The organism is Agrobacterium sp. YIC 4121 (assembly GCF_002008205.1).
Classification (GTDB): Bacteria; Pseudomonadota; Alphaproteobacteria; order Rhizobiales; family Rhizobiaceae; genus Agrobacterium; species Agrobacterium leguminum.
In genome coordinates this window covers 613,700-635,107 of sequence record NZ_MRDI01000001.1, presented here as the reverse complement: position 1 = coordinate 635,107, position 21,408 = coordinate 613,700, and the positions used below count along the sequence as shown (strand labels likewise).

Sequence of the window (21,408 nt, the reverse complement as noted above, 5' to 3'; positions counted from 1 at the left end):
CGATTGGTATAATTATGGTTAATAGTGTGCTTGGATTTGTAGTTAACAATTCTATAAACGATTGGGATCGAAATCCTGATCTAGTATAGGCTTGTGATCGCCGCTTTTACGAGGGGGCAATTCCCATAGGTCAGGAGTCCCGCTGCAGCGATACCGATACCGTATGGAATCTTCTTTGCAACCATAAGGGAATCAGGGATCGGTATGCCGATGGCTACGATTTCCTGTGACCGTGATCTCAGCAGTAGTATGCCAACTGTCAATGCGCCGCCGATCAGCGTCACCGCAAGTAAAAATTCTATGAGAGAAATGTTGAAGCCGTACCAGACTGCCGCTCCAGTCAGCAGTTTTGCGTCTCCTCCGCCCATGACATTGGCAGCGAAGAGCACAAAACAGCAGAGAAAAACGGCGAGGCCGCCTGCGAGACTTAAGATAAAAGTCTGCAAATCCATTCCCGACAGGGGCGCAACGAAAGCGAAAGACAGCAAGAGCACGACGGTTATCGAGTTGGGGATCGTCATGCTGAAAAGATCGTTCAAGGCCGCGAAACTGAGGCAGAGCGGGACAATAAGAAAAATCGCTGCGACGATCATGATTACCCTGCCTTAATCTATCCAATTCAGCTGGAAGAATAGCAAATGCAGGTGATTTCCCAATTCTGGGTAAATCACCTGCATTATACTTTTTATCAATCAAACGCCGCCGGTGGAGGCTTTCGAGTTCGTGAACGAGGTGCTGATGAAAGTGAAAGTGTCTTTCAGCTTACCGCCGACTGCCGTTGTACCACCGATAATGCCAACGGAAATAAGTGCAGCAATCAAACCATATTCGATTGCAGTGGCGCCGGATTCGTCTTTCAGGAAACGAGCGAAAATCTTGGTCATAGGGTCTCTCCTAACTTGTGTTGGTTCAGCACGCCGACAACTGTTCTCCGTTGTTCGGTTGGGTTCAAACTACAACGGAGCGATTTCCAAGCGCTTAAAAAAAACGATTAACTCAAAGTAAACGGCAGGATGAGTTTCTCTTGGTAAATAAACATAAAAAGTATTGTCTGCATTTTTATATTTGCTGATAAACGAATATATTTCGAAGCTGACCACTTCTCTCGTCCGGCTAAGTTTCGGTTGAAAGAGGCGCAGCTGTTCAGTTTTGACGCGGGGCGGAGAGACGTGAAAATATCAATACATTACGAATGGTTACCGTCCTCGTTGCGGATTTCCGCCATTTAACGCTTCATTCACTAAAACCGCGCATTCTGTGGAGAATAAAGTGCGGGTAGTGAGCAAGGGCCAAACGCGTGTCATCCGGAAAACTGGCGAAAATTGTGGTCGGCTTGTCCGTCTTTCTATCGGGTTCGCTGCAGCCCGCCTTTGCTGAGGATGACATCTTGCGCGTCTCGATGAATCACGCCCGTGTCCTTCGTCTCGACCGCGCCGTCAGCAAGGTTATCGTCGGCAACTCCAAAGTCGCCGACGCCACGGTTGCCGATGCCACCACGATTGTTCTGACGGGTCGCAGTTTCGGCACGACCAATCTCGTGCTTCTGGATGCCGATGGCAATCCAATCGTGGATGAACGCATTCTCGTCTCCATCGACGAGGGCAATACGGTTCGTGTTTTCCGCCAAACGGAGCGGACGGTTCTGTCCTGTACGCCGAATTGCGAACAGCATTCGCAAAATAGTGGCGATAAAGACGCTCAGCCATAACAGGCAAGGTCGATCATATTTCAGACAGGACAACAGGCCTTCCGACAAAAACGGAAGCGGCCTGTTCGTAGCTTTTCTGTAAGTGGAAAAGGCGAAAAAGCAACACGCTTCCCGGCGTTTACCGGTCGGCTATATGTTGCTGTTTTTTCGGCTAAGTTCTTGATCTGGCTAAGATCAAAAATGGAATGGTGCCCAGAAGAGGACTCGAACCTCCACACCCTTGCGAGTACCAGCACCTGAAGCTGGCGCGTCTACCAATTCCGCCATCTGGGCGACGGAGAGCGATGTACGAGGGCAGCCGCCCGGTGTCAACAGGCTTTTTGAACTTTTATGACGATCATTGATTTTAAAGGGAAAAAACTTGGTTGGGGCTGTTGAAACATGTCGCCGGGTCAGGTGTCGAGCCCTTCATGCTTCGTTCTGTCCACATGACCGAGGTCGCGCTCCGGGTCGATGATGTCACGGATTCTCTGTTTGAGTTCTTTTGGGCCGGGAAAACCGCCATCGCGTTTGCGTTCCCATATGGTCGTGCCGTCCACGGTGATCTCGAACAGGCCGCCGGTTGAGGGAACGAGGCTGACTTCGCCGACATCGGAAGCGAAGGTCTGAAGGATTTCCTGCGCCATCCAGCCTGCCCGGAGCAGCCAGTTGCATTGCGTGCAATAGCGGATGGTTATGCGGGGTTTTGTCTCGGTCATCCTCAGGTCTCCTTCACCGCGCAGCGGCAATAATGTTCACGATAATGTCAACCATAATACTCATGTTTTTACCGGGCGTACGCTTGTTCTTATCATGCGGCTTTGCGAACAGAGAAGCTGTCGAAGGCTGAAACGTGGAGATCCTATGGCCCAGTTCGAGAATAATCGTCAGCGTCTTTTCGTTCCGGCGGTCGCACCGCTTTATAATGCGACACATGATCTGGTGGAGACGATCCTGCGCGTCACGGCCGGGCTTCTTCTTGTCACCCATGGTTTCGGCAAGATCGTCAATCCTTTCGGCGCAGTCGGCATGGTGGAGAGCCTCGGTTTTTATCCCGGCGTCTTCTGGTCGCCGCTGCTTGCCGCCACGGAATTTTTCGGCGGCATTCTGGTCGCCATCGGCCTGTTCACACGGCCGGCATCTTTCGCGGCCATGATCGTTCTTCTGGTAACGGTTTATTTTCACGGCATCGTAAAGGCGGAAGGTCTGGGCGGCGCGGAAAAATCGATACTGTGGGCTGCGATTTTCCTGTTCTTCGCAGTTCGTGGCGGCAACCGGCATTCCGCAGACGCCAAGCTGGCGCGTGAATTCTAAGGCGCATAGGTCAGGTCATCCGCCTGTCGTCGCACTGACGACGCCGCGGCTCTTGAAAATCGATTTTTCTCGTGGTGAAGCTGGATTCGATCGGCACTCTTGGCCGGTTGAATCCATTGTCGTCTCCACGAGGTCTTATGCGCGTCGCAATCATAGAAAACATGGCGGGTACGCCGCATGGGCAACTCGGCGTAGCGCTGGAAGAAGCGGCGGCGGAAATCCATGTGATCCGCGCCTATGCGGGTGAGCCTCTCCCAACGGATGCCGCCGACCATGATGCGCTTGTCGTTCTGGGCGGCGAACAGAACGCGCTTGACGATGCGTTTTATCCGTATCTTGCCGATCTCGCCCTTCTCATGAAAGCCTTTGGCGATGCTGGTAAAGCGGTCATGGGTGTGTGCCTCGGCAGCCAGTTGCTGGCGCGCGCCTATGGCGGAGAGAATATTCTCTCGGGGCCGCCGGAATTCGGCTGGCAGGATGTCTCCCTGACGGAAGAGGGCGTGTCCGATCCGCTATTGGCCGGGCTGGAAAAGACCTTTCCTATTTTTCAGTGGCATTGCGATACATTTACGCTTCCGCCGGACGCCACGCGGCTTGCGACCAATGGCGCGACACGAAATCAGGCCTTTCGCATCGGCCGGGCGGTCTATGGCACGCAATTCCATTTCGAGGCCTCGACCGCCGTGGTTGATGGCTGGTGCCAGGCGTTTCCTGCTTCCGTCGAAAGAATGTCGCCGGGCTGGCTGGAGAATTATCGTGACCACCGTGGCTTGCGCGCAGAAATGGCCGATGCAGCCGGGCTGGAAATCGCTCGAGCCTGGGTACGGCTCATTGAGATCGGCGATTTTCCGTTGCGAAAGTGATCGAGGCCGAACAGAGTTGCGGCTGATGGACTACCGCGCGAAAGGAGGCGCAAAGATCATGTACAAATTCGAAATCTATCAGGACAAGGCCGGCGAATATCGTTTCCGCTTCAAGGCATCCAATGGGGAGACAATGTTCTCGTCGGAAGGGTACAAGGCGAAGGCGTCGGCTATCCATGCGATCGAATCGATCAAGAGAAACTCCCCCGGCGCCGACACTGTCGATCTGACCGCCATGACGGCCTGAGCCGCGCCACGACGCGAGAACTCAAACCGTTTCGCCTGCCAGAAATGACGGGCGCATCGGCGGGCGCCGACGTAAAGATAAGATTCAGTCTTTTTTGATAATCTTCCGTTAGCATTTGTATTTCGAGGTCTCCGGGCGGCATCAGAGTGCCCCCGATTTGTTTTGCGTACGGGTTCTCATGCGTTCATCGGCTGTGCCAGCACTTTTCTTCGGTTGCTTCCTGCTTGGAGGCTGCACGTCCAGTTCCGGGCCGGAAAGCCTGGTGGCCGGTTTGCCCTCGAAGGAAACGACGAGTTCGGTCACGCCATCCGCGCCGGTGCCGCAGGCAAGTGTCGGTACCCAGCCCATTTCAGCAAAGCCACGGCAGGAAGTTCTGGCATGGGGCGGGCCGGTGCCTGACGAACCCAAGGCCTTTTCCGCTGTCACCCCCAGGGCGTCGTTAACGCAGAATGCGCCTGAAATCCGTTTGCCGGTTCCGTCACAGGCGGCGGGAATGGTGCGGCCGGCGGAGCGCCCCACGATCAACCAGATGGAGCGCCCGGTCCAGTTGGCCATGGCTGCGGCGCCGGCGGCGAGCGCCGGTGCGCAGATTCGCTCGCGCATTTTCCGCTCCAGCTTCAGCGATGCCAAGCCGATCAATTTCGGCAGGGTCCAGCCGCGTCATTTCCAGGTCCACGGGGTGGATGTATCCCGCTGGCAGGCCAATATAAACTGGCCGCAGCTGCGCACACGCGGCGCCAATTTCGCCTTCATCAAGGCGACGGATGGCGGCGACCATCTCGATCCGATGTTCCGCACCAACTGGCAGCGCGCGAAGGAGGCGGGCATTCGCCGCGGCGCTTACCACTTCTTCTACTGGTGCCGCAACGCCAGCGAACAGGCGGACTGGTTCATTCGCAATGTACCGCGCGACCCGGACGCCCTGCCGCCGGTCATCGACGTGGAATATAACGGCGAATCGAGCTGCAAGATGCGCCATTCCCGTGAACGCGTTCTGGAAAAGATGCGCGTCTTCATGGACAAGCTTGAGCGCCATTACGGCCAGCGGCCGATCATTTATACGGCGCCCGATTTTTACAAGGACAACCTCCAGGGCGAATTCCAGGATTATCCCTTCTGGCTGCGCGCCGTCGCCCAGCATCCATCGGTGGTTTATCCCGGCCGCAAGTGGCTGTTCTGGCAATATTCCGGTTCCGGCCTGTCGCACGGCGTCGATGGTCGCATCGATCTCAATGTCTTCAACGGCAGTGAGGATGCATGGCATCGCTGGGTGGACCGCCGTTCGAGCTGACGATGGCAATCATCAGCGCGCGAATTTTCGCGCGCCTGCAACACAGAGCACCACGATAAGCGTAACGGCAATCATGGCCGGGCTCACCTCCTCATGCAGCAGGGTCGCGGCAAGTGCGAGCCCGAAAAAGGGCTGAAGCAATTGCAGTTGGCCCACGGCGGCGATGCCGCCAAGCGCCAGCCCGCGATACCAGAAGATGAAGCCGATCAGCATGCTGAACAGGGAAACATAGGCAAGGCCGGCCCAGGCCTGCGGGTCGATGCCGGCGAGTGTTTCCGGCCCGGTGAAGAAAGCAAGCGGCAGCATTACCGGCAGGGAAAGAACCAGCGCCCAGGAAATGACCTGCCAGCCGCCCAGCTTGCGGGAAAGGGCAGCACCCTCCGCATAACCGAGCCCGCAAACGATGATTGCGCCGAGCATCAGAAGATCGCCGGCAAGCGAGGCCTCGATCCCGGCGGCAAACGAATTCGACAGCGAAAACCCCGCAACAAGCGCGCTTCCAAGACAGGAAAAGAGCCAGAAGACGGGGCGTGGGCGTTCTCCGCCGCGCAGCACGGCGAAGATTGCTGTTGCGAGCGGCAAGAGCCCCACGAAAATGATGGAATGCGCCGAGGTGACATGCCGCAGGGCGAGTGCGGTCAGTAACGGGAAGCCCACCACGACGCCGAGCGAGACGATGAAAAGCGATGTCAGGTCATCGCGCGCCGGGCGCTTTTGCCTGAACAGAAACAGCAGCGCCAGCGCCAGCGCGCCGGCAATGCTGGCGCGGGCGACGGTCAGGAACACCGGATCGAAACCCGTTACCGCAATGCGTGTCGCGGGCAGCGAACCGCTGAATATCACCACGCCTGTCAGGCCGCTCAGCCAGCCGCTCGTCGTCTTGTCCATTGTCAACTCCTGCGTTTTGTCTTTCTTGATCCGGAATGGCTGGCAGGAACAGCGACAATCACATACAATTCCAACAAACTGTTATGGTATAAAAAGCGGGTACGGTTGGAGGAAGTGTGGACGGACAAGTCGCTGCGGGCACGCGCATAGAAAAGGTGATGGCAAGTGTGCGGCAACGCATCGCCTCGCGCAGCCTGGTGCCTGGCGCGCGCCTGCCGTCGGTCAGGGCACTGGCGAAGACCATGCAGGTTTCCACCTCCACCGTTGTCGAGGCCTACGACCGGCTCGTGGCGGATGGTACGATAAGCTCGCGCCCCGGCTCCGGTTTTTTCGTTTCGGGCCCGCTTGCGCCCCTGTCGCTTGCCGATATCGAGCCGCAGCTCGACAGGGCGGTGGATCCCTTGTGGGTCTCGCGGCAGGCGCTGGATGAAGGTTCCGTTCTCGCCAAACCCGGCTGCGGCTGGCTTCCCGCATCGTGGATGCCGCAGGAGGCGTTGAGGCGGGCGATGCGCGGGCTTGCCCGCGCCGACGCCGCCCTGCTGACGGATTATGGCAGTCCGATGGGGCTGTTGCCGCTGCGGCAGCTTCTGTCACGCAGGCTGGCCGAACACGGGGTGCAGGCGGGCGCCAGCCAGATCATGCTCACCGATTCAGGCACGCAGGCGATCGATCTTCTGTGCCGTTTCCTGCTGCAACCGGGGGATACGGTTGTTGTCGATGATCCCTGTTATTTCAATTTCCACGCCCTCTTGCGGGCGCATCGGGTGAAGATCGTCGGTGTTCCCTATACGCCGACCGGACCGGATCTGGCACTCTTCGAGCAGGCGCTGAAAGACCATCAGCCCCGGCTTTATATTACCAATTCCGCAATCCATAATCCGACAGGTGCAAGGCTTTCCGCCGTTTCCGCCCATCGCCTGCTGATGCTCGCCGAACAGGTGGGGCTGACCATCATCGAGGATGATATTTTTGCCGATTTCGAAACCCAGGCCGCGTCCCGGCTGGCGGCCTTCGACGGTCTTAACCGCGTCGTCCAGATAGGCAGTTTTTCAAAAACACTGTCGGCCTCCGTGCGGTGCGGTTTCATCGCAGCCCCTGCCGCATGGGTGGAAGCCCTGACCGATCTCAAGATCGCCACCACTTTTGGCGGAACGCATTTTTCGGCGGCGCTGATCCTGTCGCTTTTGACTGATGGCAGTTACCGCAAGCATGTCGAGGCGCTGAGGCAACGTCTTGCGGCAACGATGCCGGAGGTGGCGGCGCGTCTGAGGTCGGTCGGATGTGTGCCGTGGATCGAACCGCAGGCGGGCATGTTTTTATGGTGCCGTCTGCCGGACGGGGTTGATGCCGCCGATGTGGCGCGCCGCGCGCTTTCGCGGCAGGTGGTGCTGGCCCCCGGCAATGTGTTCAGTTCCTCGCAGAACGCCTCCGGTTTCATGCGTTTCAATGTCTCGCAAATGGCAGGTCCGCAGGTCATGACGGTGCTGGCGGAGGCGCTTCAGAAAACACCCGAACCTCGTCGGTTGTAAGCGTTCTGGAAGGAATCGGAACAAAATCCCGTGAACGTCGTTTTCTCCGCAGAATGAAGAGGAGGAAACACCATGACATTCGATCCCAACAACCCGCGTCCGGACCGCGATCTTCGTCCGGAAGTGAATATCAGCAATGAACCGCGTGCCCGCACGTCGTCGTCCTGGGTGCCGTGGTTGGCGATCATCGTCGTCGTATTGGTGGGCGTTTTCGCCTGGTCGCAGATGAGCGGCCCGACCACCGATCCGGCCACGACATCCTCCACCACGCCGCCTGCGGCAACGGATCAGGCACCGGCGCCCATGGCTCCGACCGCTCCGGCAACACCGCCTGCGAACAACACCGCACCGGCAAGCCCGAATACGGGCGGCACGCAGACCCAGCCGTAACGGGCCTACTGATATAATAAAACCGCCTGCCTCCGGGCAGGCGGTTTTTCTTTGCGGCTCTTTTCCGCGCCCTAAAGCTGCTCCATCGCGGAAGGGTGGTTGGAAACCCTGGACCAGCGGCTGATGGACTCCTGTGCTAGTTGCGAAAGGGCAATGCTTCCGAAACGGGACAGCAGAATGTTTTCCGCCTCTTTCATGGCCTCGAAAAGTGCTGCATTGACGGCCTGTTCGATAACGCAGTTCGGGTTGTCGCCCGCCAGCCCGATTGAGAACAGTTCCGGTGCGCCAAGCGCCCGGTAAATGTCGAGCAGCGTGATTTCGCTGAGCGGCCGCGCCAGCACCCACCCACCGCCATGGCCTTTTTCCGACGAGACATAACCATGCTCTCGCAAGCCGGCCATTGTCCTGCGCACCACCACCGGATTGGTCTGAAGCATCGCCGCGATGCTTTCGGATGTCGCCGCACCCTTATGATTTTCCATATGGATCAGAATATGCAGCACCCGTGAAAGGCGCGTGTCGTGTCTCATTGTCCAAGCCCGTCTGTTTACACCGAAGCTATCACTTTCGAGGTGACGTAACAATATAAGTTGCGTGACTATTGACTCCGAAAATCACGTAACAATATAAGTATCGTGAAATGAACGGGCACTTCCGCCTCTTTCCTGAAACGATGGGTGCATCATGAAATTCGACGTCATCATTATCGGCGGCAGCTATGCCGGCCTCTCGGCCGCCCTGCAGCTTGGACGCGCCAGAAAAAACATTCTGGTGGTGGATGCCGGTGAACGGAGAAACCGTTTCGCCAGCCATTCGCACGGTTTTCTCGGCCAGGATGGCAAGGCGCCGGGTGAGATTATCGCCGAGGCGCGCCGCCAGATCGAACGTTATCCGACCATAGATTGGGCTGAGGGCAGGGTGACCGATGCCGAAGGCTCCTTTGGCGATTTTGTAGTCGAGATCGATGGCAGCCGCCGTGAGACAGCGGACCGGCTCATCCTCGCCATGGGCGTCACCGATGAATTGCCTGCTATTGCCGGGCTGAAAGAGCGTTGGGGCTCTTCGGTCTTCCATTGCCCCTATTGCCATGGTTACGAGCTCAATCAGGAAAAGATCGGCGTCATCGCCGCTTCACCTTTGGCCATTCACCACGCATTGATGCTGCCCGACTGGGGCGAGACGACCTTTTTCACCAATGGCGTATTCGAGCCGGATGGGGAGCAGCAGGCATTGTTGGCGGCCCGGGGCGTGCGGGTGGAAACAACCCGCATCCGGGAAATTACGGGGCATGCGGATGTCGTTCTGGTGGATGGACGCAGCATCCCATTGGCTGGCCTTTTCACCCAGCCGAAATTGCGTATCGCCTCGAACTGGCTGGAAAAACTTGGCTGCGCCGTGGAGGAGGGGCCGATGGGATCGACCATCGTGACAGATCCCATGAAACAGACCACCGCCCGCGGTATCTTCGCCTGCGGTGATGTGGCAAGGCCTGCCGGCTCAGTCGCCCTTTCGGTGGGAGACGGCGCCATGGCGGGTGCTGCGGCGCACCGGTCAATCCTGTTTCCGGAATGATCAATGCGAAACAAGATTGAGCCAGCGGCCCGGCGGCATGCCGAAGGCATTTTTGAAATGTCGGGTAAAATGCGCCTGATCCGCAAAACCGCAGGCAAATGCCGTTTCCGCAAGGCCCGCACCCGCACGCATCATCTCTTTGCATTTTTGCAGCCGGCGCATGATGAGATAACGGTGCGGGCTGGTGCCGAACAGGAAGCGAAAGTGCCGAAAGAGCGTGAAGCGGTCGAGCCCGCTTATCCGCTCCAGCTCTTCGGAACCGACGGTGTCGGCGCTATTCTCCAGCAGATAGTCCCGGCACCGTAAAACGGCGATCCGGTCGATCCGTTTGATGGTTCTGGCGCTTCCGTTTGAATGTTTCCAGAGCAAATCCGCCAGTCTCGACTGCCAGTCGGTGAGAAGCAGATTGTCCGGCTTGCCTTCCAGATTGCCAAGCGCCTCGATGAGGCATTGCCGGAATTCCTCATCCTCGATGACGGGATTCTGGGCGAAGGGCAGTGCATTATATCCCGCCTCAGTTGCTTTTTCGGGCGGAAGATAAAGCATACGGTAGCGCAGTCCTTCATCGGTGCCTGCGCCACCATCGTGGACTTCGTCCGGATGCAGCACAATTACCCTTCCGGGCGTGCTGAAATGCGATTTCCCCCGATAGGAGAAGGTCTGGACGCCGGAAAGCGTGACACCCAGCGCATAGGTATCATGACGGTGCGGCGCATAGGCGTTGCCATGAGAGCGCGCTTCGATGCGTTCTATGCCTTCGCTGGAGGGTGCCTGCACGATCCCTTCGAATTTGCACGAACGTTCAAGATCGCCGACGCCCCGAGGGGCTAGGATCGCTTCTCTTTCGTAACCACAGCCAGATTGAGTTCGCATGTTTGATACCAAGATCGCCGTCATCCTTCGCGATGACCTTGCCGTGTGGCAAAAACTGAACGTTACCGCATTTCTCATGTCCGGGATCGTCGCCCAGACCAAGGAGATCATTGGAGAACCATACCGCGACGGGGCGGGCAACGTCTATAATCCCCTGTCCATCCAGCCGATTGTCGTCATGGCGACGGATCAGGAGGCGTTGCGCAAAATCCACCAGCGATCCCTCGAGCGCGATGTTACGACATCGCTTTATATCGAGGAAATGTTCGCCACGGGGCACGATGTCGCCAATCGCCAGGTATTTTCGGAGTTTTCACCGGAGAATGCCAAGGTGGTCGGCATGGCGCTGAGGGCCGACAGGAAGATCGTCGACAAGATTACCAAGGGTGCGAAGCTGCACGCGTGATAGAAGCCTAAACGCAAAAGGGAGGCGATGGGCCTCCCTTCAATCGCGACGGCAATATGATTTTGCCGCTTATTCGTCGTTCATCTTCAGGGCGGCGATAAAGGCTTCCTGCGGAATTTCCACCTTGCCGAACTGGCGCATGCGCTTCTTGCCTTCCTTCTGCTTGTCCAGAAGCTTGCGTTTGCGCGTCGCGTCGCCGCCGTAGCACTTCGCCGTCACGTCCTTGCGCAACGCGCGCACGGTTTCGCGGGCGATGACTTTGCCGCCAATGGCGGCCTGGATCGGGATCTGGAACATATGCGGCGGAATGAGTTCCTTCAGCTTTTCGCACATGCCACGCCCACGCCGGTCGGCCGCCGAGCGGTGCACCAGCATGGAGAGCGCATCCACCGGATCGCCATTGACGAGGATCGACATCTTGACGAGATCGCCTTCGCGATAGTCGATGATGTTGTAGTCGAACGAGGCGTAACCCTTGGAGATGGATTTCAGGCGGTCGTAGAAATCGAACACCACTTCGTTGAGCGGCAGTTCATAGGTGATCATCGCACGGTTGCCGACATAGGTCAGTTCCGTCTGCAGGCCGCGCCGGTCCTGACAGAGTTTCAGGATGCCGCCGAGATATTCGTCCGGCGTCATGATCGTCGCCTTGATCCACGGCTCGCGGATTTCCTTGATCTTCACAACGTCGGGCATGTCGGCCGGGTTGTGCAGTTCCTTCTCCGTGCCATCGGTCAGCGTCATTTCATAGACGACCGAGGGCGCGGTGGCGACGAGATCGAGATTGAACTCGCGCTCGAGGCGTTCCTGAATGATTTCGAGATGCAGCAGGCCGAGGAAGCCGCAGCGGAAACCGAAGCCGAGGGCGGCGGAGGATTCCATTTCGAAGGAGAAGGAGGCGTCGTTGAGGCGAAGCTTGCCCACCGCCGCGCGCAAATCTTCAAAGTCGGCCGCATCGACCGGGAAGAGGCCGCAGAACACCACGGGCTGCGCGGGCTTGAAGCCGGGCAGGGCCTGCGCCGTCGGGCGCTTGTCGTCGGTGATGGTATCGCCAACACGGGTATCGGCAACTTCCTTGATCGAGGCGGTGATGAAGCCGATCTCGCCGGGGCCGAGGCTGTCGACATTGACCATCTTCGGGGTCAGCACGCCGACGCGCTCGATGCCGTATTTCGCGCCCGAGCCCATCATGCGGATCTGCTGGCCCTTGCTCAGCACGCCATCGATGACGCGCACCAGAACCATGACGCCGAGATAGGTGTCATACCAGCTATCGACCAGCAGCGCTTTCAGCGGTCCGTTTTCGCCGACTTCGCTCTTCGGCGGCGGCAGACGGTGGACGATGGCTTCCAGAACATCCGGAATGCCAAGACCGGTCTTGGCGGAAATCATCACGGCGTCGGAGGCGTCGATGCCGATCACCTCTTCGATCTGCTCCTTGATACGGTCGGGTTCGGCCGCCGGCAGGTCGATCTTGTTGAGCACGGTGACCAGCTCGTGATTGTTGTCGATCGCCTGATAAACGTTGGCAAGCGTCTGGGCTTCCACGCCCTGCGATGCGTCGACCACCAGCAGCGAACCTTCACAGGCCGAAAGCGAGCGGGACACTTCGTAGGCGAAGTCGACGTGGCCGGGCGTGTCGATGAGGTTCAGCACATAGGTCTCGCCGTTATTCGCCTTGTAGTGCAGGCGCACGGTCTGGGCCTTGATGGTGATGCCGCGTTCGCGCTCGATATCCATCGAATCGAGAACCTGTTCCGACATGTCGCGTTCGGCAAGGCCGCCTGTCGACTGGATCAACCGGTCGGCCAGCGTCGATTTGCCATGATCGATGTGGGCAACGATCGAGAAGTTGCGGATATGGTCCAGGGGCGTGCGGGTCGAATTTGTGCTCATGTCCCGCGCTATAGCAGGGGCTTGTCACACCGCAAAGCGGGAATTTGGTTAAAAGCCTTTTAAAATGGGCTTTTCAGATCGCAAATTGCTCCGGCCAGTCGCGCCGGGTGGCCACCTGTCCTTCAGTGCGGAGCCTTGCGACGGCGGCAAGATCGATATCGGCGATCAGAAGCGTGCTCTGTGTCACCGCATCGCTTTCGCTTTCCGCGACGATACCGGATGCGGGCATGCCGTAGTCGGACGGCACGTAAAGGGCGGCGCGGCCGCGATTCTCATCGACGGCGGGAGACCATGGGGCCTCGCCCGCGGTGGGGGAGGAGAGGATGGCATATTGGTTTTCCAATGCCCTGGCCTGCGCGCCGATTCGTACCCGGTAAGCACCCGCCAACGTGTCGGTACAGCTGGGGGCGAGCACGAGTTCGACGCCGAGCTCCGCCAGTCTGCGGCCTAGCATCGGGAACTCGTTGTCGTAACAGATGAGGATGCCAAGCCTGCCGATCGGCGTCTCGAAGGCTTTCAGGCCCTCGATGCCGGCATGAATGTTCCATTGCTCCCGCTCGAAGCGGGTCATGATCTGCTTGTCCTGATAACCGATCAGCCCATCCGGGCCGAACAGCCATGCGCGGTTGCGGAACTTGCCGTCCGGGTCCTTCACCGGCGCGCTTCCCGGCTGGAAGAGGATTTGATGTTGCCGCGCCAGCTCCTCGCAAAGCTCTACCCAGGAAGGGATCAACGGCTGTATCTCTTCGATGGAACGGTGCAGATCGGAGCGCGCGGCGGGCGGCAATTGCCCGGTCAGCGTCATTGCCGAATATTCCGGCAAAAGCAGCAGTTCCGCACCCTTTTCCTTCGCCTCGCGAATGATGGCGGAGAGATGCGCGGCATAAGCCTCCCATGTCTCGATCAGCTCGATGGCATATTGGCTGGCGGCAAGGCGTGTCATTTGTCTCCGTCTCCGGCAAGAATGGTCTTCATCCAGAAGGACAGCGGTTTCGGGCTTTCAACGCTTTCGTCGAGGTCCTGCCATGTGAAGCTGGTGCGCAGTTCCGGGTGATGGCTATAACCGCGCTTTTCCCAGAAGGCGTTCAGCGGCACGTAGTCCGCCGGGCGTCGTGGATGGTCTGCGGGTCGCTCCACAGCACAGAAAGTGCACCTGTCGAAACCGAGCCGCTTTGCATGCGCCTCCCGTTCTTCGAAGAAACGCACCCCAATGCCGTGGCCGCGATAGCCGGGCAGAAGTACGCTTTCACCGAAGTAGAATATCCGGTCCGGATCGTAACCTGCTTTGACGAAGGGCTCCTTCACCTCTTCGGTCTCGGCCGCCATCGGCATGCCGGTGGACATGCCGATCACTTTGCCGTCATCAAGCGCCAGCACGAAGACGGCGCCGTCCGTATCGGCATAGGTCGCGAGATATTTGCGCTCATAGTCCAGCGAGCCGTCATAGAGATAGGGAAAGGCGCGAAACACCTCGATCCGCAGGCGCGCGAGGTCATCGAAATACGGTGTGGCGTCAATGCCGGAAAGAGACTTGATTTCGACGGTCATGGGCATTTTCACTTTCGGTTGCACTGGTTATACCGTCATGGAAAACCCGCGCAAGCATTGAACGGAGAAGACGATGACCGCTGCCGAGACCATCCGCGCCTACTACGAAGCCTTCAACCGTCAGGACATGGATGCCTTTCTGGCGCTTCTTCACGATGAGGTGGTGCACGACATCAATCAGGGCGAGCGCCAGACCGGCAAGGCCGCCTTCGCTTCCTTCATGGACCATATGAACCGCTGCTATAAGGAAAATCTCACCGACATGGTCATCATGGCGAGCGAAGATGGCAAGCGTGCTTCCGCAGAATTCATCGTCAACGGCGAATATCTCAAGACCGACGAGGGATTGCCCGAGGCGAATGGCCAGAAATACGTACTACCGGCCGGTGCCTTTTTTGACCTGAAGGACGGCAAAGTTAGCCGAGTAACGAACTACTATAATCTGAACGACTGGATTGCCCAGGTCGGCGCCTGAGACGTTCTTTTGCCGCAAAGCAACCGGCGGCAAAGAAGATGATAGTTTCCATTATCGTGGATATTGACTCCATCATATGAGAGTGCAATTCTCATATGATGGAAAACGAAGATCATATTCTTGAGCGCTCCATCGGCGAGCGGATCAAAACATTGCGGGCTGAAAACGGCCTGACGCTGGACAGGCTCGCCGCCGAATCCGGCGTCAGCCGCGCCATGATCTCCCGCATCGAGCGTGGAGAGGCGAGCCCTACGGCCTCGCTGCTGGCCCGCATCTGCGCAGCCCTTGGCCTTTCGCTTTCCGGTTTCTTCGCTGAAAACGAAGAGGCTGTTTCCCCGCTCATGAAAATGCGTGATCAGCAGCTCTGGAAAGATCCGGAGACCGGTTATGTGCGCCGCGCCATCTCTCCGCCGCGTGTGGGATCCGATGTCGATATCGTCGAAGTCGAATTTCCGCCCGGCGCGCGCGTCGGCTTCCCTCCGCATGCGGCGAGCCGGGGGATGACGCAATATGTCTGGCTTTTCGAAGGTGTGCTGGAAATGACGAGCGGCGGAGACGTTCACCGGCTGGAACCCGGAGATTGCCTTTTCATGCCGGTTGGCGAGGGGCATGTTTTCCACAACCCCTCCGAAAAACCTGCCCGTTATGCCGTCGTGCTGGACCAAAGACAGCGCTGATTTCCCCGACAGGAGTTTTTATGACCACCATCCGCGTGTTGAACCGGGAAGAGACCATCGATGTCTTGCCCGAACTCTGTGAGGTTCTGGCTGCCTGCGTGAACGGCGGCGCGTCCGTCGGCTTCATGTTGCCCTTTTCTCCACAGGATGCCGAACCTTTCTGGCGATCCGCAGCGGAAACAGTGGGCGAGGGGGCGACCATTCATGTGGTGGCGGAAGTGGATGGCAAGGTGATGGGCACCGTGCAGGTCGGCCTTGCCTCCAAACCCAACCAGCCGCATCGCGGCGATTTGATGAAGCTTCTGGTGCATCCGTCCGCGCGAGGCCTCGGACTTGCCCGCAAGCTCATGCAAAAAGTGGAGGAGGAGGCGGCAAAACGTGGTCGTACCCTGCTGGTGCTGGATACGGCCACGGGCAGCGATGCCGAGGCGATCTATCCTCGCCTCGGCTGGGAGCGGGTCGGCGTCATCCCCGATTACGCCCTGTTTCCTGATGGACGCTTTTGCGGCACGACCCTTTTCTATAAGCGGATCGGCTAGGCCTTTCAGTCTGCCGCCTTACTGACCCGGCTTCAGTGTACGGTTGAAGGCGGCAGCGATAATCGTCTCCAATTGTGCGTGAATATCCGCGCGGTCCCGCGGTCCGGCCGGTTCGCAGATGGGATCGCGCTCGCCGACGGATTTGAGAAAGGCGTCGGCATCCGGTTTGCACAACGGCAGGAAGCTGAAATGATTGGCCTCGTCCACTTGCTGATAGGTCGCGCCGGGCACTTCGTTCGCGAGTTTATCTGCAAGCACGGCGGGTGGAATTTTGCCCTTACTGCCGAGATTGATGAAGGTGAGCGGAATATCGATCTGCTTCAGGCTGTCAGGCCGAAAGGCGAGCGCCAGACCGGGATCGACCAGTACGGCGGACCGAATACGGGGATCGCGGTTCTGCTGCTCGAAACGTGCCTTGTCGATGGTTCTGAGATCGAGCTTCGGCACGCTGACCGGCTCGCCATTGAGGTAACCCCGGCCACCGGCGAACCATTGGCAATCCATCATCGTGGCATAGTCTTCGCAATAGCGCGCATAGGCATCGAGATCGGCGCGCGCGCCCGAAATCTCCATCGCCGCGCTGCCGCCGAGCGAAAAGCCGAGCACGCCGATCCTTTGCGCGTCGATAGCACTCGACAATTTGCCCTTTGCCGTTAGAACAGTGACAATCGTGGAGAGATCGTCCGTTCGCTCCCAGATTTTCGGTGTATCGGCGGGTGTGGAATCGCCGCTGGTGGTGCCGGGGTGGTTGGCTCCGGCCACAATGAAACCTTCGCTCGCAAGTTTCGCGGCGATCCATGCCATGCCGGACACTCGTGAACCCGAGCCGTGAGACAGAAGCACAAGCGGCAGCCGACCCGGCTTCACCGCGCTATCCTTGAACACGGGCGTGCCCTGAAAAATCCGGTCATCGCCGGAAACCGTCTGCGTGCCCTTTCCGTCGGAGGGATACCAGATGGTGACGGCAAGGTCCTTGCCGCGTGCCGGCGAATGGATGGCGGTTTCGCTGACGCCGACAGCCTCGCCTGCAAGAACAGGCTGGCTGACGAGAGCGGAAAACAGGATGGCCGTGACGGTGGCGATAGGGCGCATGAAAACCTCGTGCGGTTGGAAAGAACGGGGTTCAATCTGCGCCGCGACATGTTTTTTGCGTCCTTGATCGTGTTAAAGGTCGTCCCGAAACGCGATCTGGTCCATGAATTGGCAATATAAGCCGTTGTTTCGGGGATATTCATTCGTGCTGTTCATTCCGCTGCCTTTCGTCGTGGCGCTTCTGCTGGTTGTCATGTTCATCGTTTTCTTTCGAGGCGGAGACGATGTGCGAACCAATCGGGCCTTTCTGACGCTGATCGCGCTTTGTGCCCTTCAATCCGTCCTTGTCGGACTGCGCTGGGGGTATGGCGTCAGCGAAACGCGTTATGTTTTGCCGGTCCTCGCCGCCTGCCTGCCGCCGCTCGTCTACATTGCTTTTCGTGGGCTGATGAGAGTGGCGGCGGAGAGCAGGATAGCGATGCTTGCCAACCTCGCTTTGTCGCCTTTGCTCATCGTCATCATGGAATTCATCTGGCCGATGGCGATCGATCTTGCGCTGATCGTCATCTTTGTCGGCCACGCCATTGCCCTGCTTCTTCTTGGCAGAAAGGGGCCGGATGGGCTGGACGAGGCGCAATTTGCCAGCGTCACCTCGGCGCACCGGGCGCTTATTATCGCTGCAATCGCTCTTTGTGTTTCTGCCCTGTTCGATCTGCTCGTGTTTTTCGATTTCGAATGGGCGCATGGGCAGAATGTTGCAGCGCTGGTCAGCAATGCCAATCTTTTTGGCCTGCTGTTGATTGGCCTCATGGCCGCGCTGGCCGGCAAGAGCAAGGCGCCGCAAACAGGCATAGAACCTGTCGCGGAATTGTCAGCATCGGCGGAGCCATCGGAACAGGACCGCGATATCGTCGCAAGGGTTGATCGGCTGATGGAGACACAGGCGCTTTACCGTGATGAGAATCTCAACCTGTCGCGGCTTGCAAGACGCCTCGGCCTGCCGAGCCGGCAGATATCAGGCGCGATCAACCGCTCGCTCGGCGTCAATGTCTCGCAATATGTCAATCAGTTGCGCATCCGCGAAGCCTGCCGACTGCTGGAAGAGACGGAGCAATCGGTGACCGCGATCATGCTGTCCTCCGGCTTTCAGACCAAGTCCAATTTCAACCGCGAATTTCGCCGCGTCACCGGCATGAGCCCGGTCGACTGGCGGGAGCGTGAAGTGTGGAAGCTGGTCTCGCCAAACAAAACGGTCACCCGGCAGATGCCGGATGACCGTTTGAAGATCGTCGGGAAATGATGGGGATCAGAGCGTGCCGTTGCGCTGCTGGATCATCATGTAGGTGTCATAGGTGTATTCGGCGATCTGCGCCCAGAGATAGGCGTCCTTCTTGAAGGCCTGCTGGCTCTCGTAGATTTTCTTGAAGCTCTCGTTCTTGGCAGAAATCTCCGCATAGGTGTCCTGTGCCGCCTTGTGGCAGACATCGAGGATTTCCTGGCTGAAGGGGCGCAGGATGGCGCCCTGCGCCACGAGTTCCTTCAGTGCCTTCGGATTGCGCGCGTCGTAACGCTCCAGCATGCTGGCGCTGCCGGCGGCGCAGGCGTCTTTCAGGATGCGCTTGTAGTTCTCCGGAAGCTCGTTGAACTTCTGCAGGTTCACGAAGGCATGCACGGCCGGGCCGCCTTCCCACCATGCCGGGTAGTAATAATATTTCGCGACCTTGTAGAAGCCGAGCTTCTGGTCGTCATAGGGGCCGACGAATTCGGTGGCGTCGATCGTGCCCTTTTCCAGAGCCGCATAGACATCGCCGCCGGCGATCTGCTGCGGCGTGACACCGACCTTCTGCATCACCTGACCGGTCAGGCCGGCGATACGCATCTTCAGACCCTTCAGGTCGTCGATGGTGTTGATTTCCTTGCGGAACCAGCCGCCCATCTGGGCGCCGGTATTGCCGAGCAGGATCGAATAGATATTGTGCTGGGCAAGGAATTCGTTGAGCAGCTCATTGCCGCCGGCCTGGTTGAACCAGGCATTCGTCTGGCGTGCATTGAGACCGAAGGGAACCGAAGTTCCGAGCGCGAAGGTCGGGTCCTTGCCGACGTAATAATAGGAGCAGGTATGCGCCATTTCGACGGTCCCGGCCGTCACCGCATCCGCCGCCTGCAGCGCCGGCACGATTTCGCCGCCGGCAAAGTGCTGAATGACGAAGTTGCCGCCGGAGGCTTCCTTGACATGGTCGGCGACGATCTGGCCCGCGCCGAAAAGAATGTCGAGGCCCTTGGTGAAGGACGACGTCATGCGCCAGGTGATCTTGGGGTTTTCCTGTGCGATGGCCGGAGCGGCAAGCGCCGTTGCGGTAACACCGGCGCCGAGAGCGCCCGCCTTGCGTATAAATGATCTGCGATCCATGTCGATAAGCCCCGTTATGTCTGCATATTACAGGCGAACCGCACGGTACGCCTCCCGCAGGTTACTAATCATTTATCCCCGCAGCCATCAAGAGGGAATGTTCGAAACTTGCGTGATCTCCGGTGATGCTTGGCGAATGTTGCTTCGTCACGTCTTTCCGCGTCACTTGCTGCGCATCAACGCCGGGTCGTCCATTGCGGGATTGTAAAACAGTGAAAGCGTCAGGCTTCTGGCGATGCGTTCCGCCGTTTCCATGAACCAGTCGTGGGCCTCTTTGCTTGGCGCAATATCATCAAGCGTAGCGGAAAACAGCGCAAGCCATTGCGGGAAAAGCTCCGCCGACATGCCCTTTACGCCGAGATGCGCCTGCACGGGTTTGCCGCCATAGCCACCATTCTTGAACGCGACAGCCGCCCAGAACTGTTTCATTCTGGCCATATGCTCCGGCCAGCGCCCGGCAAGCCGCGCATCAAAAACCGGGCCGAGCGTGGGATGTGCAAGAACGCGGCCGTAGAATGTCTCCACCAGCAAATCGATGAAACCGGCATCGACGCCGATCTCCGCCATGGCTTTTTCCGCCCTGTCCTGAATTTCCGCGCTGTGAGCGGCTCTGGCCGCAACGTCGTCCTGCATGGTGTTTCCTTTTTCGCGAATTTACCCCGCTGCGATGCGGCCCGCAATGCGACCCTTTGCCTTATTAGAATTATTCTAAGAAGGCTTGATCCCGGTGCGATGCGGATGTATTTAGAATTATTCTAAAAAAGGTCTCAGCCATGTTTCGCAGTCTTTTTTCCCTGTCCAAACGTCCCTTTTCCTCCCTTGGCGAACAGGAAATCCTCGCGCTCGCCATTTCATCCGAGGAGGACGATTCCCGCATCTATCGCTCCTATGCCGATCATCTGCGCGCGCAATATCCGCAATCCGCCAAAGTCTTCGAGGATATGGCCGAGGTCGAGCAGCAGCATCGAAACGTGCTGATCGATATGCATCGCCGCCGCTTCGGAGAAACCATCCCGCTGATCCGCCGCGAACATGTGCGTGGTTTCTATGAGCGCACCCCGGACTGGCTGGTGAAGAACCTGTCGCTCGAAAAAATCCGCGCCCAGGCCGAATTGATGGAAGCGCAGGCGATCCGCTTCTACGATGAGGCCGTCAAGCGTACCAGCGATGCCTCAACACGCAAGCTCCTCGGCGATCTGGCCGAGGCGGAGCGGGGTCACGAAGACATTGCGCAGATGCTGCAAGAAAAACACCTCGATGAAAACGGCAAGACCGAAGAGGCGGAAACCGCAAAACGGCAATTTCTTCTGACCTATATTCAGCCGGGTCTTGCGGGGCTTATGGATGGCTCCGTCTCGACGCTCGCGCCGATTTTCGCGGCCGCCTTTGCCACGCAGGATACCTGGCAGACCTTCCTTATCGGCCTCTCGGCCTCCGTTGGTGCGGGTATTTCCATGGGCTTCACCGAAGCCGCCCATGATGATGGCAAGCTTTCTGGCCGCGGTTCTCCGGTAAAGCGGGGCCTGGCCTCGGGCATCATGACGGCCATAGGCGGCCTCGGCCACGCATTGCCCTATCTCATTCCGCATTTCTGGACGGCGACCGCGATTGCCGCCGTCGTCGTTTTCGTGGAACTCTGGGCCATCGCCTTCATTCAGAACCGCTTCATGGAAACGCCGTTCCTGCGCGCGGTGTTTCAGGTGGTCCTCGGCGGCTCACTGGTGCTTGCGGCCGGCATTATCATCGGCAATGGGTAAAAAAAGAAAGAGCC

26 protein-coding genes and 1 tRNA gene are annotated in these 21,408 nt (G+C 58.4%); 14 read left to right on the top strand and 13 right to left on the bottom strand.

What is annotated here, in order from left to right; translation table 11 throughout:
• Nucleotides 1-80: 80 nt before the first annotated feature.
• Together BTE54_RS03265 and BTE54_RS03260 are read right to left on the bottom strand one after the other, a co-directional pair.
• The gene (locus BTE54_RS03265) at nucleotides 81-593 is read right to left on the bottom strand and encodes a prepilin peptidase (RefSeq protein ID WP_078051406.1); all 513 of its coding nucleotides are present in this window, start codon (nucleotides 591-593) and stop codon (nucleotides 81-83) included.
• Nucleotides 594-692: 99 nt separating this feature from the next.
• Nucleotides 693-884, bottom strand: coding sequence for a Flp family type IVb pilin (locus tag BTE54_RS03260; RefSeq protein ID WP_003524475.1), 192 nt, complete (start codon nucleotides 882-884; stop codon nucleotides 693-695).
• Nucleotides 885-1,324: 440 nt separating this feature from the next.
• Between BTE54_RS03260 and BTE54_RS03255 the strand changes: the two genes are divergently transcribed.
• The gene (locus BTE54_RS03255) at nucleotides 1,325-1,708 is read left to right on the top strand and encodes a pilus assembly protein N-terminal domain-containing protein (protein WP_003507407.1); all 384 of its coding nucleotides are present in this window, start codon (nucleotides 1,325-1,327) and stop codon (nucleotides 1,706-1,708) included.
• 186 nt (nucleotides 1,709-1,894) lie between these two features.
• On the opposite strand, the gene BTE54_RS03250 is transcribed toward BTE54_RS03255, so the two are convergent.
• Nucleotides 1,895-1,981: transfer RNA gene (locus BTE54_RS03250), tRNA-Leu, on the bottom strand.
• Between the two features lie 119 nt (nucleotides 1,982-2,100).
• Nucleotides 2,101-2,406 (bottom strand): SelT/SelW/SelH family protein, encoded by a 306-nt coding sequence (locus BTE54_RS03245; RefSeq protein ID WP_003524477.1) that lies wholly within the window; start codon nucleotides 2,404-2,406, stop codon nucleotides 2,101-2,103.
• Between the two features lie 145 nt (nucleotides 2,407-2,551).
• Between BTE54_RS03245 and BTE54_RS03240 the strand changes: the two genes are divergently transcribed.
• The 4 genes from BTE54_RS03240 (at nucleotide 2,552) to BTE54_RS03220 (ending at nucleotide 5,402) form a co-directional block, all read left to right on the top strand.
• Nucleotides 2,552-3,001 (top strand): DoxX family protein, encoded by a 450-nt coding sequence (locus tag BTE54_RS03240; protein ID WP_003524478.1) that lies wholly within the window; start codon nucleotides 2,552-2,554, stop codon nucleotides 2,999-3,001.
• 137 nt (nucleotides 3,002-3,138) lie between these two features.
• A complete protein-coding gene (locus tag BTE54_RS03230) occupies nucleotides 3,139-3,864 on the top strand; it encodes a type 1 glutamine amidotransferase (protein ID WP_198939057.1) in 726 nt (241 codons plus the stop codon).
• Nucleotides 3,865-3,922: 58 nt separating this feature from the next.
• Entirely contained in the window at nucleotides 3,923-4,111 is a 189-nt protein-coding gene (locus BTE54_RS03225; RefSeq protein WP_059759498.1) for a YegP family protein, read from the top strand.
• 178 nt (nucleotides 4,112-4,289) lie between these two features.
• Complete coding sequence (locus BTE54_RS03220; protein ID WP_078051403.1) at nucleotides 4,290-5,402, top strand: GH25 family lysozyme; 1,113 nt, start codon at nucleotides 4,290-4,292, stop codon at nucleotides 5,400-5,402.
• 12 nt (nucleotides 5,403-5,414) lie between these two features.
• Here BTE54_RS03220 and BTE54_RS03215 read toward each other — a convergent pair whose 3' ends face one another.
• Nucleotides 5,415-6,290, bottom strand: a complete 876-nt coding sequence (locus tag BTE54_RS03215; protein WP_078051402.1) for a DMT family transporter — start codon at nucleotides 6,288-6,290, stop codon at nucleotides 5,415-5,417.
• Between the two features lie 116 nt (nucleotides 6,291-6,406).
• Here BTE54_RS03215 and BTE54_RS03210 point away from each other — a divergent pair, with 116 nt between their 5' ends.
• Both BTE54_RS03210 and BTE54_RS03205 read left to right on the top strand, forming a co-directional pair.
• Nucleotides 6,407-7,819 (top strand): PLP-dependent aminotransferase family protein, encoded by a 1,413-nt coding sequence (locus BTE54_RS03210; RefSeq protein WP_198939056.1) that lies wholly within the window; start codon nucleotides 6,407-6,409, stop codon nucleotides 7,817-7,819.
• Between the two features lie 72 nt (nucleotides 7,820-7,891).
• Nucleotides 7,892-8,209 (top strand): hypothetical protein, encoded by a 318-nt coding sequence (locus tag BTE54_RS03205; protein ID WP_003524488.1) that lies wholly within the window; start codon nucleotides 7,892-7,894, stop codon nucleotides 8,207-8,209.
• A 71-nt stretch (nucleotides 8,210-8,280) separates the two neighbouring features.
• Here the strand turns inward: BTE54_RS03205 and BTE54_RS03200 are convergent, their stop codons facing one another.
• The gene (locus BTE54_RS03200; protein WP_059759145.1) at nucleotides 8,281-8,739 is read right to left on the bottom strand and encodes an Rrf2 family transcriptional regulator; all 459 of its coding nucleotides are present in this window, start codon (nucleotides 8,737-8,739) and stop codon (nucleotides 8,281-8,283) included.
• 154 nt (nucleotides 8,740-8,893) lie between these two features.
• Between BTE54_RS03200 and BTE54_RS03195 the strand changes: the two genes are divergently transcribed.
• Nucleotides 8,894-9,781 (top strand): NAD(P)/FAD-dependent oxidoreductase, encoded by an 888-nt coding sequence (locus BTE54_RS03195; protein ID WP_078051401.1) that lies wholly within the window; start codon nucleotides 8,894-8,896, stop codon nucleotides 9,779-9,781.
• Here the strand turns inward: BTE54_RS03195 and BTE54_RS03190 are convergent, their stop codons facing one another.
• Nucleotides 9,782-10,558, bottom strand: a complete 777-nt coding sequence (locus tag BTE54_RS03190) for an AraC family transcriptional regulator (protein ID WP_198939055.1) — start codon at nucleotides 10,556-10,558, stop codon at nucleotides 9,782-9,784. It lies immediately after the preceding gene.
• 94 nt (nucleotides 10,559-10,652) lie between these two features.
• On the opposite strand from BTE54_RS03190, the gene BTE54_RS03185 reads away from it, so the two are divergent.
• Nucleotides 10,653-11,060: a DUF2000 family protein gene (locus BTE54_RS03185; RefSeq protein WP_078051400.1), complete on the top strand. Its 408-nt coding sequence runs from the start codon at nucleotides 10,653-10,655 to the stop codon at nucleotides 11,058-11,060.
• A 69-nt stretch (nucleotides 11,061-11,129) separates the two neighbouring features.
• Here BTE54_RS03185 and lepA read toward each other — a convergent pair whose 3' ends face one another.
• The 3 genes from lepA to BTE54_RS03170 all read right to left on the bottom strand — a co-directional run bounded on the left by lepA (nucleotide 11,130) and on the right by BTE54_RS03170 (nucleotide 14,504).
• Nucleotides 11,130-12,968, bottom strand: a complete 1,839-nt coding sequence (lepA, locus tag BTE54_RS03180) for a translation elongation factor 4 (protein WP_035240402.1) — start codon at nucleotides 12,966-12,968, stop codon at nucleotides 11,130-11,132.
• A gap of 61 nt (nucleotides 12,969-13,029) precedes the next feature.
• Complete coding sequence (locus BTE54_RS03175; protein WP_078051399.1) at nucleotides 13,030-13,899, bottom strand: carbon-nitrogen hydrolase family protein; 870 nt, start codon at nucleotides 13,897-13,899, stop codon at nucleotides 13,030-13,032.
• Nucleotides 13,896-14,504 carry a GNAT family N-acetyltransferase gene (locus BTE54_RS03170; RefSeq protein WP_161987707.1) on the bottom strand — a complete coding sequence of 203 codons (609 nt, stop codon included), beginning with the start codon at nucleotides 14,502-14,504 and terminating at the stop codon, nucleotides 13,896-13,898. The genes BTE54_RS03175 and BTE54_RS03170 overlap by 4 nt, the downstream gene beginning before the upstream one ends.
• Nucleotides 14,505-14,577: 73 nt before the next feature.
• On the opposite strand from BTE54_RS03170, the gene BTE54_RS03165 reads away from it, so the two are divergent.
• From BTE54_RS03165 to BTE54_RS03155, 3 genes are all read left to right on the top strand, one after another.
• Nucleotides 14,578-14,979, top strand: a complete 402-nt coding sequence (locus BTE54_RS03165) for a ketosteroid isomerase-related protein (RefSeq protein WP_078051397.1) — start codon at nucleotides 14,578-14,580, stop codon at nucleotides 14,977-14,979.
• Nucleotides 14,980-15,074: 95 nt separating this feature from the next.
• Nucleotides 15,075-15,656, top strand: coding sequence for a helix-turn-helix domain-containing protein (locus tag BTE54_RS03160; RefSeq protein ID WP_078051396.1), 582 nt, complete (start codon nucleotides 15,075-15,077; stop codon nucleotides 15,654-15,656).
• A gap of 20 nt (nucleotides 15,657-15,676) precedes the next feature.
• Nucleotides 15,677-16,195 (top strand): GNAT family N-acetyltransferase, encoded by a 519-nt coding sequence (locus tag BTE54_RS03155; RefSeq protein ID WP_078051395.1) that lies wholly within the window; start codon nucleotides 15,677-15,679, stop codon nucleotides 16,193-16,195.
• An 18-nt stretch (nucleotides 16,196-16,213) separates the two neighbouring features.
• Here the strand turns inward: BTE54_RS03155 and BTE54_RS03150 are convergent, their stop codons facing one another.
• Complete coding sequence (locus BTE54_RS03150; RefSeq protein WP_078051394.1) at nucleotides 16,214-17,287, bottom strand: alpha/beta fold hydrolase; 1,074 nt, start codon at nucleotides 17,285-17,287, stop codon at nucleotides 16,214-16,216.
• 145 nt (nucleotides 17,288-17,432) lie between these two features.
• Here BTE54_RS03150 and BTE54_RS03145 point away from each other — a divergent pair, with 145 nt between their 5' ends.
• The gene (locus BTE54_RS03145; protein ID WP_174035470.1) at nucleotides 17,433-18,527 is read left to right on the top strand and encodes an AraC family transcriptional regulator; all 1,095 of its coding nucleotides are present in this window, start codon (nucleotides 17,433-17,435) and stop codon (nucleotides 18,525-18,527) included.
• A gap of 6 nt (nucleotides 18,528-18,533) precedes the next feature.
• Here BTE54_RS03145 and BTE54_RS03140 read toward each other — a convergent pair whose 3' ends face one another.
• Nucleotides 18,534-19,637, bottom strand: coding sequence for a TRAP transporter substrate-binding protein (locus BTE54_RS03140; protein ID WP_065654685.1), 1,104 nt, complete (start codon nucleotides 19,635-19,637; stop codon nucleotides 18,534-18,536).
• A gap of 162 nt (nucleotides 19,638-19,799) precedes the next feature.
• Nucleotides 19,800-20,270: a truncated hemoglobin gene (locus BTE54_RS03135; RefSeq protein ID WP_142844134.1), complete on the bottom strand. Its 471-nt coding sequence runs from the start codon at nucleotides 20,268-20,270 to the stop codon at nucleotides 19,800-19,802.
• A 140-nt stretch (nucleotides 20,271-20,410) separates the two neighbouring features.
• Between BTE54_RS03135 and mbfA the strand changes: the two genes are divergently transcribed.
• Complete coding sequence (mbfA, locus tag BTE54_RS03130; RefSeq protein WP_078051392.1) at nucleotides 20,411-21,394, top strand: iron exporter MbfA; 984 nt, start codon at nucleotides 20,411-20,413, stop codon at nucleotides 21,392-21,394.
• Nucleotides 21,395-21,408: the final 14 nt, after the last annotated feature.